The organism is Pseudomonas sp. (assembly GCF_040514055.1).
Lineage (GTDB): Bacteria > Pseudomonadota > Gammaproteobacteria > Pseudomonadales > Pseudomonadaceae > Aquipseudomonas.
On sequence record NZ_JBEVDL010000066.1, the window covers coordinates 24,030 to 38,690 of the forward strand.

A 14,661-nucleotide genomic window follows, 5' to 3' on the forward strand; every position below is an offset into this window, starting at 1 on the left:
AAAAAAACCAGCCTTGAGCTGGTTTTTTTGTGCCTGGGAGTTGGCTGCACCGCGGCGGGTCCCGCACCAATACCCAGGCAGTTGTACAGTCCGCCTTCAGCGGGATTCCAGCAGCAGGCTGCGCCAAGCCTCGAAGGCGGCGCTCGAGTATCCCTGGCGCCAGACCAACAGGGTGTCGACCTCTGTCAGCGTTACGCTGGACACCGCCGCCGGCTCGGGCAGCAAGGCCAGCACCGAACGCGGTACCAGCCCGACGCAACTGCCGGCGCTGACGCAGGCGATGATCGCGTGATAGGAGCCGACTTCCTGCACCTGCAGCGGCTCGCCACGACCACCGGCCGACCAGGCCTGAGCAATGGCGCGGTAGCTGCAGCCCTGGCGAAAACCGGCGAAGGTCCGCACGCGCAAATCGTCGGGCCCCTGCACCAGCGGGTGCCCGGCCGGCAGCAACAGCATCAGCTCCTCGCGAAACACCGTTACCCCCTCCAACCCGGTATCGAGCGCCGGCGCTTCACCCGCCACGGCCGGCGGCAACGCGATCAGCGCGCAGTCCAGGCGACGACCCAGCACCCCCTCGATCAGCTGACGCGAGGGACCGCTGCTCACCTCCAGGCGCACCTCGGGCCACTGGCCGTGATAACGCGCCAGCGGACCGGGCAAACGGCTGGCAGCGGTGCTTTCCATGCTGCCCAGGCGCAGGCTGCCCATCGGCTGACCGGGGTGCATTGCCTGGCGCGCCTCCTCCGCCAGCGCCAGCAGCCGCTCGCTGTACTGCAGGAACTGGCGCCCCTGCTCGGTCAGGCTCAGGCGTTTGCCGTCGCGCAGGAACAGCACCACCCCCAGCTCCTTTTCCAACTGCTGGATGCGCGTGGTGACGTTCGACTGGACCCGCTGCAGGCGCGCGGCCGCCCGGGTGATGCTCAGCTCTGCGGCCACCGCGCAAAAGATTTCGAGGGTGGAAAGGTCCACTTTTTAATCTCATTAAAAGAACGTTATTGTTTAATTGATCTTATTTAAAGATACTTCAATCACGCCGAACTGTCTTGCACCACAGCTCCGATCGGCCTGCACGGCAAAACACCCGCGCAACCCTGCTCAGCCAGGCAGCCCGTCTTCCAGCCACTTCGAGGGGATTTATCATGCAAACCGCCACCGCCCTGCTCGGCATCCAGCACCCTATCATCCAGGCGCCCATGGTGGGCGTCTCCTCGCCGCAGCTGGTGGCCGCGGTGTCCAACGCCGGCGCCCTGGGCAGCCTGGCGGTGGGCGCCAGCACGGTCGAGCAGGCCCGCGCCTTGATCGTCCAGACCCGCGCGCTGACCGCCCGACCATTTCACGTCAACCTGTTCTGCCACCGTCCGGCCGTGGCCGATGCACAGATCGAGGCGGCCTGGCTGGAGCACTTGCGGCCTTACTTCGCCGAATTCGGCGCCGAGCCGCCGCGCGCGCTGAACGAAATCTACCGGAGCTTCCTGGGTAACGAAGCCATGCTGGAGATGCTGCTGGCCGAGTGTCCCGCGGTGGTCAGTTTCCACTTCGGCCTGCCGCCGCGGGACTGGATCCAAGCCCTGCAACAGGCCGGCATCGTTGTACTGGCCAGCGCCACCAGCCCGGTGGAAGCGGCCCTGGGGGAAGAGGCCGGCGTCGACATGCTGGTCGCCCAGGGTATCGAGGCCGGTGGCCACCGCGGCACCTTCGACCCCGAGGAGGGCGACAGCGGCCTGGGCACCCTGGCCCTGGTGCGCCTGCTGGCCAAACAGAGCACCCTGCCGATCGTTGCCGCCGGCGGCATCATGGACGGCCAGGGCATCGCCGCCGTGCGCGCCCTGGGCGCCAGCATCGCGCAGCTGGGCACGGCGTTTCTGCTGTGCCCCGAGGCGGCCACCCCTGCCGCCTACCGCAACGTGGTCCGAAACGTCGGCGACCGCCGCACCGGCATCACCGCGGCGATCTCCGGGCGCGCCGCCCGCGGCCTCGTCAATCGCATGCACCTGGGCGTGGATGTGACGAGCGCGCCGTCGATACCGGCCTACCCCATTGCCTACGATGCGGGCAAGGCCCTGCATGCCGCCGCCAGCGCCCGCGGCAGCCAGGACTTCGCCGCCCACTGGGCCGGCCAGGGCGTGGCGTTGGCCCGCGAACTGCCCGCCGCCGAGCTGATCCACCGCCTGCTGGAGGAACTGCACAGCGCCAGTTGACGGCCGGCACGGCAGCCTCGACCGGGCCGCGAACGCGCGGCGCCGGGCCCCCACAGGGCTGGTCGTTTTCGCTACGCTCTAGCAAGCCGTTGAAAAGCGCAGGCGAGGCAGCCGAGCCTGGTTTTCACGCCGTATCGGCCACGCTGAGAGCTTTTTCAACAGCCGGCTAGGCGTCGTCAGCCGCCGCGACAACTTATCGAGGGAACGATCATGCCACTGCTCCAAGGCGCCCAATCCGCGTATTACCACATCACCAAACCGGAAGATTCCACCGGCCAGCCGCGCCCCATCGGCGATGCCGACCTGATAGTCGAGGCCCCTTGGGGCACCTGGAACGGCTTGATCGCTACCCCGCTGGGCGAAAATATGCCCGCCGGCTGCACCACCATGGTGCTGGGCTTCGAATTCAGCTCTCCGGACTATTTCAGCGACACCAATGGCGGCCACTTCGCCATTGCCATCCGCGGCGTGGCCGGCGACGGTCTGCTGGGCCGCGGCATCATCATCGGCAACGTCACCGGGCTGCCCCCCGGGCAAGCCACCCAGCAGACCAATACCCTCGCGGTGGAGAGCTTCTGGAAGAACGGCGCCCACGTGTACGGGCCCGAAACCGAGGGACCGGCGCTGCACAACGACGTCGAGTACCGCCTTTCGCTGGAATGCTCGCTCGCCGACGCCAGCCTGATCGCCTACGTGCTGGAGGAGAAAGTTCGTGGCAAATGGGCCCATGCGTTGCGCCGCGAGGTGCGCGATCGCCATGGCCGCGGCAAGGTCGACAGCCAATACGGCGGCTTCTTTATCGCCGAGGTGTTTTCCGAACACCGCTGGCAGATGAACATCCGCGACCTCAAGGTGGTCTTTCATTAGCCCTGTCGACCCCGCGCCCACGCGCCGAGGTGGTGGGCGCCTCGGCGCGCCTGGGCTGGGGAGCCGCGCCAGGCCCCGCCAGCGGGGATAGACCGCGCCCTGGAGCGCGGACCCCGCCCCGGCTGCAGCAATCGCGACCCATCTTTCCAGCACTTTTTTGTGTGGTTTTGTATTGGCGCGACAGGCACCTGCGACGATGCGACAAGCCGGCCCCTACCAGCCATTTGCCTGGACCTGTGCACTTGGCGCCCGCTCGAACGCTATGCTAGCTTGGCGCCTCGCCAGGAAGGCCCGCAGTCCGCCGGAGCGCATCCGAATAAGAAGAGGAACCCCCATGGCCGTGGCCACGCCCGCGCTGGAAATTCGCAACCTGCACAAACGTTATGGCGACCTCGAGGTGCTCAAGGGCATCTCCCTCACGGCCCACGACGGCGCGGTGATCTCCATCCTCGGCTCTTCCGGTTCCGGCAAGTCCACCTTCCTGCGCTGCATCAACCTGCTGGAAAACCCGCACAAGGGCCAGATCCTGGTGGCCGGCGAAGAACTCAAGCTCAAGGCCGACAAACAGGGCCAGCTGGTCGCCGCCGACAACAAGCAGATCAATCGGCTGCGCAGCGAGATCGGTTTCGTCTTCCAGAATTTCAACCTGTGGCCGCACATGAGTGTGCTGGACAACATCATCGAAGCGCCGCGGCGGGTGCTCGGCCAGAGCAAGGCCGAGGCCACCGAGATGGCCGAGGCCCTGCTGGCCAAGGTCGGCATCGCCGACAAGCGCCATGTCTACCCGGCCCAACTCTCGGGTGGCCAGCAACAGCGCGCAGCGATCGCGCGCACCCTGGCCATGCAGCCCAAGGTCATCCTGTTCGACGAGCCGACCTCGGCCCTCGACCCGGAAATGGTACAAGAAGTGCTTAATGTGATCCGCGCGCTCGCCGAAGAGGGCCGCACCATGCTGTTGGTCACCCACGAAATGAACTTCGCACGGCAGGTCTCCAGCGAAGTGGTGTTCTTGCACCAGGGGCTCGTGGAGGAGCAGGGAACGCCGGAACAGGTGTTCGTCAGCCCCAATTCGGCGCGCTGCAAACAATTCATGTCCAGCAACAGCTAACGGAGCACCACCGATGAAGAACTATAAGAAGATTCTGCTGGCCGCTGCCATCCTGGCCTTCGGCACCGGCGCCAACGCCGCCGACAAGCTGAAGATCGGCACCGAGGGCGCCTACCCACCGTTCAACCTGATCGACTCCAGCGGCCAGGTCGGCGGCTTCGACGTCGAGATCGCCCAGGCCCTGTGCGCCAAGATGAAAGCCGAATGCGAAGTGGTCACCTCCGACTGGGACGGCATCATCCCGGCCCTGAATGCGAAGAAATTCGACTTCCTCGCCGCCTCCATGTCGATCACCGAAGAACGCAAGGCCGCGGTGGACTTCACCGACGCCTACTACACCAACAAGCTGCAGTTCATCGCGCCCAAGGCCAATGAACTGAAAGTCGACAAAGCCGGCTTGAAAGGCAAGGTGATCGGCGCCCAGCGCGCCACCATCGCCGGCACCTGGCTGGAAGACAACATGGCCGGCGTGGTCGACATCAAGCTCTACGACACCCAGGAAAACGCCTACCTCGACCTGGCCTCCGGCCGTCTCGATGGCGTGCTGGCGGACAAGTTCGTCAACTGGGAATGGCTCAAGAGCGAAACCGGCAAGGCCTTCGAATTCAAGGGTGAGCCGGTGTTCGACAACGACAAGATCGGCATCGCCGTGCGCAAGGGCGATCCCCTGCGCGAGAAGCTGAACACCGCGCTGAAAGACATCGTGGCCGACGGCACCTACAAGAAGATCAACGACAAATACTTCCCGTTCAGCATTTACTGAGCCGCCTGACTGGCGCCGCCCCGGTGGGCGGCGCCGTCCCTACGTAGTCCCTCCACAATGACCTTCGATCTCCACGGATTCGGCCCGGCCCTGGCCGCTGGCACCCTTATGACCGTCAAGCTGGCGCTGTGCGCGCTGAGCCTCGGTCTGGTGCTCGGCCTGCTCGGCGCGCTGGCCAAGACTTCCCCACGTAAACCGCTGCAATGGCTGGGCGGTTTCTATTCGACCCTGGTGCGCGGCATCCCCGAGCTGCTGTGGGTCCTGCTGATCTATTTCGGCACCGTCAACCTGATGCGCGCCCTCGGTGAGGCGCTCGGCATGCCGGGCCTGGAACTCAACGCCTTCGCCGCCGGCAGCATTGCCCTGGGCATCTGTTTCGGCGCCTACGCCACCGAGGTGTTCCGCGGTGCCATCCTGGCCATCCCGCGCGGCCACCGCGAAGCCGGCCAGGCGCTGGGCCTGTCCAAGGGCCGTATCCTCTGGCGGCTGATCCTGCCGCAGATGTGGCGCATCGCCCTGCCGGGCCTGGGCAACCTCTTTATGATCCTGATGAAGGACACCGCGCTGGTCTCGGTGATCGGCCTGGAAGAGCTGATGCGCCGTTCGCAGATCGCCGTGACCGCCAGCAAGGAGCCTTTCACCTTCTACCTGGTGGCGGCCTTTATCTACCTGGGTCTGACGGTCTGCGCCATGATCGGCATGTACTTCCTCGAAAAACGCGCCGGTCGCGGCTTTACCCGGAGCGCCTCATGAACTGGGAAGTGATCATCAAATACCTGCCGCGCCTGCTCGACGGTGCGCTGCTGACCCTCGAGCTGGTGGCCATCGCCGTGATCGCCGGGCTGATCCTGGCCCTGCCCATGGGCATCGCCCGCGCCTCGCGCCACTGGTATGTGCGCGCCGTGCCCTTCAGCTATATCTTCTTCTTCCGCGGTACGCCGCTGCTGGTGCAGCTGTTTCTGGTGTACTACGGCGTGGCCCAGTTCGAGTCGATTCGCCAGGGGCCGCTCTGGCCCTACCTGCGCGACCCGTACTGGTGCGCGATCCTGACCATGACCCTGCACACCGCCGCCTATATCGCCGAGATCCTTCGCGGCGCGATCCAGGCCGTGCCGCCCGGCGAAGTGGAAGCGGCCCGCGCCCTGGGCATGTCGCGCTGGCAGGCGATGTTCTACATCATCCTGCCACGCGCGGCGCGCATCGGCCTGCCGGCCTACAGCAACGAAGTGATACTGATGCTCAAGGCCAGTGCCTTGGCCAGCACCGTCACCCTGCTGGAACTGACCGGCATGTCGCGCACCATCATCGCCCGCACCTACCTGCCGGTGGAGATCTTCTTCGCCGCCGGCATGTTCTACCTGCTGATCGCCTTTATGCTGGTGCGCGGCTTCAAGGTGCTGGAGCGCTGGCTGCGCGTGGAAGACTGCCAGGGCCGCTGAGCACAGGGGCATAGCCGGCTGCGCCGGCTTGCCCCTTCACCGCGCGTCCTTCATTCGTCATTCCCGCGAAGGCGGGAATCCAGCCGTACCGACACCCCTCAACGCCCCGGGTGTCGCAGCGTTTGACCCGCCGCCACGCCGGCAAAACCTCCCGCCCCGTCTCGCCTGGTTTAAACTGCCCTCACCCCGCCGCTGCCGAGTACCCCGCCATTCCGCTTCAAGGCCCCCACCTGCTGGAACGCTTCCAGGCGCTGGACCACTTCCTGCTGGCGCACCAGGCGCTGTGGCGGCCACGGCCGTTCACCTGCCTGAGGCTGCCCTGGGAAGCCCAACACCCGGAGCTGGCAGCCTGGCTGCGCGCGCGAAGCCTGGAACAGGCCGAAGCCGAGCATAACCACCCCGAAGCAATCGACGCCCCGGCGCCCTTCAACCAGTTGGCCACGCGCGCGACGCAGCTCAGCCAGGTAGGCGCGCTGCCGGCGGCGCCGCGCCACGAGTTGCCGGCACGCAACTCCAGCGGCGTGCCGGGGCGCAAGCTGCAACAGATCGACGCCTTTGCCGGCTGCCTGACCTTCGAGCATTCGCCCAGCCACTGGCTGGACTGGTGTGCCGGCAAGGGCCACCTGGGTCGCCGCCTGGCCCAGGACGGCAGCCAACTGACCTGCCTGGAGCTCGACCCCGCGCTGGTCGAGGCCGGCCAGCAGCTCAGCCAGCGCCTGCACCTATCGGCCCGGCACCTGCGCCAGGACGTACTGGCCGCCGATGTCCAGCACCAGCTGCAGGCCGGGCACACCCCGGTGGCCCTGCACGCCTGCGGCGAGCTGCACGTGCGCCTGCTGCACCTGGCCAGCGCCGCCGGTTGCCGGGCGCTGGCGGTGGCACCCTGCTGTTACAACCGTATCGACACGGCGCACTACCAGGCCTTGTCGAGGGTCGCCCAGGCCTCGGCGCTGCGACTGTCGGTGACCGACCTGGGCCTGCCGCTGAGCGAAACCGTGACCGCCGGCGCGCGCGTACGGCGTCAACGCGACTGCTCCATGGCACGCCGCCTGGCCTTCGACCTGCTGCAGCGGCGCCTGCGTGACAGCGAGTGCTACCTGCCGACGCCTTCCCTGCCCAGCGCCTGGCTGGATAAATCCTTCGCCGACTACTGCACCGACCTGGCCACCCAGCACGGGTTGTCGGTGCCGCCTGGGCAGGACTGGCCAGCACTGGAAGCCGCCGGCTGGCAGCGCCTGGCCGAAGTGCGCAACCTTGAATTGCTCAGGGGCCTGTTTCGTCGGCCGCTGGAGCTCTGGCTGCTGCTCGACCGTGCCCTCTACCTGCAGGAACAGGGCTATCGAGTGCGCCTCGGGCGTTTCTGCGACGAGCAGCTCAGCCCGCGCAACCTGCTGTTATTGGCCGAGCTCCATTTAGCCATCACAGCCTGTGGATAACTCTGTGCACAGATGTTCGGCAGCCGCCAGGCAGGGGCTCGCGCAGCCTGCGCCGTCCGCTGATGGCACGCCCTAGCGAATCAATAAACTGAATCAAAACAGCCAGTTGAAATTAACCGAGGCCTGGAGCACATTTTTTATAACCAACCTGGAACGAACGCCCCAGTTTGTGCATAAGCTTTTGAACGCTAATACTCAAAACCGCCTAAAAAACCGGTTTTCGCGGTTTACAGCCGGAGGAATATCGATATAATCACGCCCCACAAATGCCGGTATAGCTCAGTTGGTAGAGCAACTGACTTGTAATCAGTAGGTCCCGGGTTCGACTCCTGGTGCCGGCACCAGATACGCAAAAAGGCTCACCTCAAGGTGGGCCTTTTTTGTTTCCCGGGTCAGCGATCCACGTGCAATCGCCTCGATAGAGACCGCTCCCACATTGCCGCTGTTGCCTCGATCACCAGTAACACTGCTGCACAGCCCAAGGGCGGCGTGCCCCGATAAATACCTATACAGGTGATGATCGTTCCCACGCTCTGCGTGGGAATGCCGAACAGGACGCCCCGCGTCCCGCCCTGCCTCAGCACCGAAGTACGGCCCAGGGCGGCAGTGTCTGAAATGGGTAAATAGGACAGCTCCCTTACCCCATCGGGCTGAACCCATTGGCCGCGCTGCAGTAGCGATGCTCCATTCGCTTACTGTCGCTGTCCCGATCACCGCTTGAACGCTTTTCCAAAGCCCGGCATCGCTCGCGGAAATACACCTTGGCCGCCTTGCGGCATTCGCGGTAATCGATGGAGCCGCGGCGGTGGTTGGCACAGACGCTGGTGCTATCGATGCGGTTATCCAGGGATTGCCATTCGGCGAGGAACTGACCATTACCGTCCCATTTTCGAATCCATTGCGCCGTTACCTCCCGCTCAGCAGCGGTACCGGAACGGGCACTGCCACCAGTGACCTGGTCAGCCTTATAACGTGCCAAGTACTCAGGCGTGACCATACCGCCGGTTGGCGTATCCGAATAGGAACGGGGCAATTCGCCGTAGCGGCAATGGATGACGCTTTCGTCGATAACATTGCCCGGCCCGATGCAATCCGCCAACGACCGCTCCGCCGGAACGGACGCCGTGGTCAGCTGATTTGGAACGTTGGGGTCGAGTGGACGAGGAGTAGGACTCGGATCAGATGGGCCGCTCGGTGCGATGGGCAGCGGTGCGCTGGCCTCCCGCCCTGGCTGGGTCAACCCCGGGGTGAGGCGCGCGACCCACTGTTCCAATCCAAACCTGGGGGCCAGTTGATAAAGGCCTGCGCCTAGCAGCGCCAGCAAAGCGAGTGAGATCAGCCAGCGTCCAGTTGCGTCAGGCCGCTGCCGCTGACGCAGCCAGTCCGGCGCCGCATCGTCACGGTCGGCGCTTAGCCCGTGATGGTCTTCCCTATCCTGATGGTACGGCAATCCTGCATCCATCCTTGGCGAGCCGCAGGTAGAGGTGCGGCTTTTTCCTCAGCGGCACGCGGTGGCGCACCCGATCCTATTCCGGCCGAGGGTAAACCGGCCCAAGGCGAATGGCCAGTGAGCGGTTTGATGGCGCTTTGGGCGTCTGCTTTATCGGCACCTGCAAGCCGCTGTCGTTGACAGCCCCAGGTAGCCGGAACCTTGAAGGCTACGCCACAGCGTGGTGGTTCGACCCATATGTGATTAGCGTCCGGAGGCTCGCACGATCACAAGCCCCCTTGTGGTGGATGCCCGCGTAATCGTTATGCCCATTGCGGCAAACGCCGACCCGTCACTCGCAACAGCGATGCAGATGATGGTGCCGCAGCCCACAGGCTGCACCTGACTGACAGTCAGGCATGCCCCGGTCATCGCATTACTGCCTTCACCCGGCTCAGGATCTCGCGGCGCCGGTCTCGTCAGCCAGCGCAGCCCCCGCCCGCCCACCGGCAACGGTGTTCAGGAGGCCAGATCATGAGATGCCAGAGCTCTTGGACGTAAGGAGCCGCCCGTCCCGCGTCAGTGGACACCCCCACAGGTCGCAGGGGCCTTAATCCCTGATAACACTCAACATCCTTGGCGGGATGACGTGGGGAAAACTTCAGGCGTTTAGCTTCGAGCGGAGGTTGAACATGGCATGGGTAGGCCCGCGTGATGGGCGAAATTTCGGCTATGGCCGGCAGCTGAGTTATGCCGGTCCGCAAGCGCTGCGCGATATGTTTGTGGGTGGGCATTACGGGACGGTCAAAGCCCACAGTGATCGCTGGCAGGCCTTCGTCAGATGGTGCCGGTCGGCGGCTGGGCCAGGGCTCAACGACGCGCGGCAGATCGATCGGTATACCCTGCAAGGCTACGTCGACCATTTGCGCTACTTGGTTGAACAGGGTGAGCTGGCCATCGCCACCGCGCAAAACCGGCTGTCCAGCGTGAACCGAACCCTGGCGGCCCTTCGCGGTGATGAACAGGTGAAGGTGCCAAGCCCGAGCAAGGCGTTGGGGATGCGCCGCACCAGTGTGCACACCCAGGCGGCCCAAGGCCAAGACCGCGAACAGGTGCAGCAGATTGTGGCCGTGTTGTGCGACCACCAGCAGCCACGCGTCGCGGCCATTGCCCTGTTGGCCCGGGCCACCGGCATGCGCCTGCGCGAGGCGACCCTGGTCGACCTGCCGCGCCTGCAACGGGAAGCCCAACAGCTCGGCCGGATCAATATCCAGGACGGCACCAAAGGCGGTCGCTCGGGCGCATCGGCACCGCGTTGGATCAGGGTAAACGATCACGTCCGTGAAGCCCTGGCATTCGCCGTACAGGCCTCGCCGAAGGGCAGCCGCAACCTGCTCGCTGAGGATGAAACCTACCGGGGCTTCCACCAGACCATCGTCCGCCCGGCGCGCGACCTGCTGCACCAGCACGGGCTCAAGGGTTTTCATGAACTGCGGGCGGCCTATGCCTGCACACGCTACGAACAGCTCACCCACCACCCCGCGCCCATCAACGGCGGCCGCTGCTACCAACTGGACCGGCAGCTTGACCAGCAGGCCCGCAGCCTGATCGGCTACGAGCTGGGTCATGGCCGTATCGACGTGGTGGCGGCTTACATCGGAGGCCGCGGATGAACAAAGGATTCGATATGGAGCTGTTCCTGGCAGGCGTGCTGACCGGCTCGCACGCCACCCGCCAACGGCATATCCACCAGGCCAAGGCCATCCAGGCGGCAATCGCCGAGCGCTGGCAACTGGACAACCCAAGGGCCTGGCACCGTAAGCACCTCAACTGGTTTCTGGTTCACCACCTGAGCCAGCGCGCCGAATCGACGCGCTATTACTACCTGCTGACCGTGCAGCTGATCGCCAAGCGCCTGGGAAAAGCCTGGCAGTTCAATAGTTAAGTGAAGGTCTGCAACCGGCCAGAAGCGGACGCTTTAGAGTAGAAAAACCAGCTCCTTCAGCTGAAGCGATGAGTGCAATCGCTTCCTGAGAGCTTTTCATCTGCCCCAAGGGAGATGCTACGATGTGCCATCATGTATATAAGTACAGGTGGCCAGAATGGATGCAGTAAACGGCGAAGCGGTGAAAAGAGCAGCAAAAGCGCCAAGGAAAAACGCTCCCAAGGCATCGACATCGAAGGGGCGTAATGGGGATCTGAAGCCAGGCGATGAGCGCTTGCTGTGGGGACGGGCCGGTGGCCGATGCCAGCGCTGCAATGCAGATGTTAGCCGTGACACCGTTGGCTGGCGTGCCTACAACCTTGCCGAGAATGCTCATATTGTTGCGTCTGCAAACGATGGTGTTCGAGGCGACAGCAAACAATCGGTCGAGTTGGCGGACAAGATCGAAAATCACCTCCTGCTTTGTCGTGACTGCCACAAGATCGTCGACGACAGGCACCGCGGGCAGAAGCTGTTCCCCACCGAAGCGTTGATGAAGCTCAAGCATGATCAAGAGGCGTTGGTGCAGCGCCTTATGGGCTTGGCCAAGAAACAGCAGAGTGTTGCCGTGTACATTAGTGCGGCTGTTGGAGAGTCACGGCTCCAGCCGCTACTGATCGACGACATCAACATGGCTATCGTTAACGCCGGTTTGGTTCCCGCGTTAAACCACCCTATTCATATCGACCTCATGAGCCTTCTGGATGTTGACACACTCGATAGCGACCCAGAGTTTTGGGTCAAAGCTAACAGAATCACCCGTCGAGAGCTGGAGGCCAAGGTACTTGAGGGCACGCATAAGAAGCTTAATCAGGTTGAACATTTCAGCCTTTTCGGCGTGGCTCCCATCCCAGTATTGGCGTTGCTGGGAAGCCTGATACCCGATACCCGTAAAGCCATGGTTTTCGAGCCGATTATGGTCGAGATAAGCCCTGGCAGGCAGCCCTTGACAGAGGAAATCGCGGTGGATGTGCGCCAGTATGATCGTGATGCAGCGACATGGTCGTGGCCTGAGGAGCGCAACCTATCGGCACCAAGTTTCAGCCATCACTATCTGTCTGGTCCCCACGAACAAAGAGGGGGCGATATCGCAGTGCTATGCGAACTATCCTTCCCCACCCACGAGAACCTGGTTCGCCAGGTACTGCCGGCAACACCGCTCTACAAGTTCTGTGCTGCCTCAGTAAATCCTAATCTGATCCAAGCACACGGCGATGTGGAGGGCTTCATGAGGTCCTTTCGAGAGCTGCTGATCGATCTCGAACGGATACATGGGCATGAAGCCCATGTCCATTTGTTCGGTACGCTACCTGTTTCCTGCGCTATTGCTCTCGGGCGTGTTCAGGTTAAGGGGGCACTGCCGGTGACCGTTTATAACCTTCAGAGGAACCCAATCCGCTACGAACATGGCATTACCCTGTCGCATGAGGCCCGAGTATGAAACTGGAAACTTTCACCTCGGTTGCACCCACCACTCAGGCGGAACAGATGCTCAATGATCTAGCAGATGCTCTAGATATTCCTGCCAGCCGGTACGACGCAGCCGAGCGCAGTTATAAGTCCGTCGGGAGTTGGCTCGACCGGCCCGGCTCCCGATTGGCTAACTATGAAACCACGATCTATCCCCATGGCTCGTTCCGTCTCGGTACTGTGATCAAGCCCTTGAATGATGAAGAAGACTACGACCTCGATATCGTCTGCGAGATTCAGGCTTCCAAGCGCGAGTACACCCAGAAGCAACTGAAAGAACTCTTAGGGCTTGAGCTCAAGGACTATGCCCGGTCTAAACATATGGAGGCACCAGCGGAAGCTCGCCGTTGCTGGACGCTGAATTACGCCGACGGCGCTCAGTTTCACATGGACGTACTACCCGCCCTGCCTGATGGGGCACGACAGAAGCTTCTTATTGAGGCCATGAACCGCCCAAGTGATCTCGCCGAATTGGCCATGGCTATCACTGACCGTGACCACAATACCTACGAGCTATATAGCGAGGATTGGCCAGGTAGCAATCCAAAGGGGTACTCCGAGTGGTTCCGTTCTCGCATGAAAGTCGTCTTCGATGCTAGGCGGCGGGCAATGGCTCTCAACGAGCGAGCGTCAGTTGAAGAGATACCCGAGCACAGTGTCAGAACCCCTCTACAAGCGGCCATTAAGATCCTGAAACGCCACCGCGACATGCGATTTAGTGAGGAACCGGACATTCGGCCGATTTCGATCATTCTCACGACCTTGGCTGCGCATGCCTACAACCAGGAAGTATCAATCGGTGGAGCATTGCAGGGAATCTTGGAACGAATTGATCGTTTCATTGAGGTCAGGGACGAAGTGTGCTGGATCGAGAACCCTACTGACCCGCGAGAGAACTTTGCGGACAAATGGGAAGAAAATCCCGAAAAGAAAGACGCCTTCTACGACTGGCTCGCTATGGCACGTGCCGATATGGATCTGGCTATGCGGATGACTGATGCAGATGCGTTCGTGGATGCTCTGGCTCCGCGTATGGGCCGGTCGCTGGTGGAGTCCGCTGTTGTTCATCAGAAGCGATTAGAAAGCCTACTCGGCAAGAGGGGACAAGCGAAAAATTTTGTCAGTAACAAGATTCGCAAGATTCTCGATGCTCCACATCGTAAACCCGTGGTGTGGCGTGAACTGGCCAGCGGCACAGTTTCCATCGACGAGATGACTGTTACCCGACACGGTTTCCGTCCATATGCGGTTGGCAATGACAGTGATCCACTTCCCAAGCGTGCTGATCTCGTCTTCCACGCCAAGACTAGCGTTCCTTTTCCTTACAAAGTTTACTGGCAGATAGTAAATACTGGCCTTGATGCTAGCCGACAGCGAGGTCTACGAGGTGGGTTTGAGGAGGGTATCGTTCAGGCCGGGCGCTTGGAAAAGCGCGAGAGTACGCTATATACCGGAAGCCACAGTATGGAGTGCTTTATCGTCAAAGACGGTTACTGCGTTGCCCGCAGCGGCCCTTTTATCGTGAATATCTTGTAACGCTGGATAATCACTGACGACTCACTGGCACTAGCCCGAAGGGCTTCGTTATCACTAGTGAGAATCGCCTCGGCTTTCGCAGACACTCAATGACCGCTTCTGGCCGTTAGCTGCCGATCACCAATAGCCGCTATCGGCTAAAAGCAGACATTCTGCGAGTTTGCTTTTGTGTACGCCACAAGCATCATCAGCGTGGTCAGCGACCACGCCGGACTGCTTCGGCGTTGCCTTCTCTCAACGCAAATGTCAATTCTCCCACGCTAAAGAGGCTCCCCCTGAAATTTAACCGACCAAGCTACACGGTCAGCCTCACGTTTATTTATACGCAGAGCTGTCGGCCAGTTCCATATATGGCACGTCCGCACATCGTCTCGCGGGTAGAGGTGTCGCACTGGGCGCACCGGCCCCCAGCAGGTGGCTCACTGAAAACT

The 14,661-nt window shown here is 62.5% G+C and carries 13 protein-coding genes and 1 tRNA gene; 12 read left to right on the forward strand and 2 right to left on the reverse strand.

Features of this window, described 5'->3' with window-relative positions:
* Positions 1–96: 96 nt before the first annotated feature.
* Positions 97–969 carry a LysR family transcriptional regulator gene (locus ABWY06_RS16580; protein ID WP_353926674.1) on the reverse strand — a complete coding sequence of 291 codons (873 nt, stop codon included), beginning with the start codon at positions 967–969 and terminating at the stop codon, positions 97–99.
* A gap of 167 nt (positions 970–1,136) precedes the next feature.
* Between ABWY06_RS16580 and ABWY06_RS16585 the strand changes: the two genes are divergently transcribed.
* The 8 genes from ABWY06_RS16585 (at position 1,137) to ABWY06_RS16620 (ending at position 8,155) form a co-directional block, all read left to right on the forward strand.
* Positions 1,137–2,198 carry an NAD(P)H-dependent flavin oxidoreductase gene (locus tag ABWY06_RS16585; RefSeq protein ID WP_502948219.1) on the forward strand — a complete coding sequence of 354 codons (1,062 nt, stop codon included), beginning with the start codon at positions 1,137–1,139 and terminating at the stop codon, positions 2,196–2,198.
* Between the two features lie 210 nt (positions 2,199–2,408).
* Positions 2,409–3,065, forward strand: a complete 657-nt coding sequence (locus tag ABWY06_RS16590; RefSeq protein WP_353926676.1) for a hypothetical protein — start codon at positions 2,409–2,411, stop codon at positions 3,063–3,065.
* A gap of 334 nt (positions 3,066–3,399) precedes the next feature.
* A complete protein-coding gene (locus ABWY06_RS16595; RefSeq protein WP_353926677.1) occupies positions 3,400–4,173 on the forward strand; it encodes an ABC transporter ATP-binding protein in 774 nt (257 codons plus the stop codon).
* A gap of 13 nt (positions 4,174–4,186) precedes the next feature.
* Positions 4,187–4,936, forward strand: coding sequence for an ABC transporter substrate-binding protein (locus tag ABWY06_RS16600; protein WP_353926678.1), 750 nt, complete (start codon positions 4,187–4,189; stop codon positions 4,934–4,936).
* Between the two features lie 57 nt (positions 4,937–4,993).
* Complete coding sequence (locus ABWY06_RS16605) at positions 4,994–5,689, forward strand: ABC transporter permease (RefSeq protein WP_353926679.1); 696 nt, start codon at positions 4,994–4,996, stop codon at positions 5,687–5,689.
* Positions 5,686–6,375 (forward strand): ABC transporter permease, encoded by a 690-nt coding sequence (locus tag ABWY06_RS16610; RefSeq protein ID WP_353926680.1) that lies wholly within the window; start codon positions 5,686–5,688, stop codon positions 6,373–6,375. The genes ABWY06_RS16605 and ABWY06_RS16610 overlap by 4 nt, the downstream gene beginning before the upstream one ends.
* 209 nt (positions 6,376–6,584) lie before the next feature.
* Complete coding sequence (locus ABWY06_RS16615; RefSeq protein WP_353926828.1) at positions 6,585–7,811, forward strand: methyltransferase; 1,227 nt, start codon at positions 6,585–6,587, stop codon at positions 7,809–7,811.
* Positions 7,812–8,079: 268 nt separating this feature from the next.
* Positions 8,080–8,155: transfer RNA gene (locus tag ABWY06_RS16620), tRNA-Thr, on the forward strand.
* Between the two features lie 293 nt (positions 8,156–8,448).
* Here ABWY06_RS16620 and ABWY06_RS16625 read toward each other — a convergent pair.
* A complete protein-coding gene (locus ABWY06_RS16625) occupies positions 8,449–9,261 on the reverse strand; it encodes a hypothetical protein (protein ID WP_353926681.1) in 813 nt (270 codons plus the stop codon).
* Between the two features lie 671 nt (positions 9,262–9,932).
* Between ABWY06_RS16625 and ABWY06_RS16630 the strand changes: the two genes are divergently transcribed.
* The 4 genes from ABWY06_RS16630 to ABWY06_RS16645 all read left to right on the forward strand — a co-directional run bounded on the left by ABWY06_RS16630 (position 9,933) and on the right by ABWY06_RS16645 (position 14,230).
* A complete protein-coding gene (locus ABWY06_RS16630) occupies positions 9,933–10,913 on the forward strand; it encodes an integrase domain-containing protein (protein ID WP_353926682.1) in 981 nt (326 codons plus the stop codon).
* A complete protein-coding gene (locus ABWY06_RS16635) occupies positions 10,910–11,185 on the forward strand; it encodes a hypothetical protein (protein WP_353926683.1) in 276 nt (91 codons plus the stop codon). Before ABWY06_RS16630 ends, ABWY06_RS16635 begins: the two co-directional genes overlap by 4 nt.
* Before the next feature lie 157 nt (positions 11,186–11,342).
* Complete coding sequence (locus ABWY06_RS16640) at positions 11,343–12,665, forward strand: SAVED domain-containing protein (RefSeq protein ID WP_353926684.1); 1,323 nt, start codon at positions 11,343–11,345, stop codon at positions 12,663–12,665.
* Positions 12,662–14,230: a nucleotidyltransferase gene (locus tag ABWY06_RS16645; RefSeq protein ID WP_353926685.1), complete on the forward strand. Its 1,569-nt coding sequence runs from the start codon at positions 12,662–12,664 to the stop codon at positions 14,228–14,230. The genes ABWY06_RS16640 and ABWY06_RS16645 overlap by 4 nt, the downstream gene beginning before the upstream one ends.
* The last annotated feature ends 431 nt before the right edge of the window (positions 14,231–14,661 follow it).

What these genes read in the sequence shown, in the direction of transcription:
- ABWY06_RS16590 (WP_353926676.1), top strand. Translation starts at nt 2,409, where the DNA reads ATGCCACTGCTCCAAGGCGCCCAATCCGCGTATTACCACATCACCAAA.
- ABWY06_RS16595 (WP_353926677.1), top strand. Translation starts at nt 3,400, where the DNA reads ATGGCCGTGGCCACGCCCGCGCTGGAAATTCGCAACCTGCACAAACGT.
- ABWY06_RS16600 (WP_353926678.1), top strand. Translation starts at nt 4,187, where the DNA reads ATGAAGAACTATAAGAAGATTCTGCTGGCCGCTGCCATCCTGGCCTTC.
- ABWY06_RS16605 (WP_353926679.1), top strand. Translation starts at nt 4,994, where the DNA reads ATGACCTTCGATCTCCACGGATTCGGCCCGGCCCTGGCCGCTGGCACC.
- ABWY06_RS16610 (WP_353926680.1), top strand. Translation starts at nt 5,686, where the DNA reads ATGAACTGGGAAGTGATCATCAAATACCTGCCGCGCCTGCTCGACGGT.
- ABWY06_RS16630 (WP_353926682.1), top strand. Translation starts at nt 9,933, where the DNA reads ATGGCATGGGTAGGCCCGCGTGATGGGCGAAATTTCGGCTATGGCCGG.
- ABWY06_RS16635 (WP_353926683.1), top strand. Translation starts at nt 10,910, where the DNA reads ATGAACAAAGGATTCGATATGGAGCTGTTCCTGGCAGGCGTGCTGACC.
- ABWY06_RS16640 (WP_353926684.1), top strand. Translation starts at nt 11,343, where the DNA reads ATGGATGCAGTAAACGGCGAAGCGGTGAAAAGAGCAGCAAAAGCGCCA.
- ABWY06_RS16645 (WP_353926685.1), top strand. Translation starts at nt 12,662, where the DNA reads ATGAAACTGGAAACTTTCACCTCGGTTGCACCCACCACTCAGGCGGAA.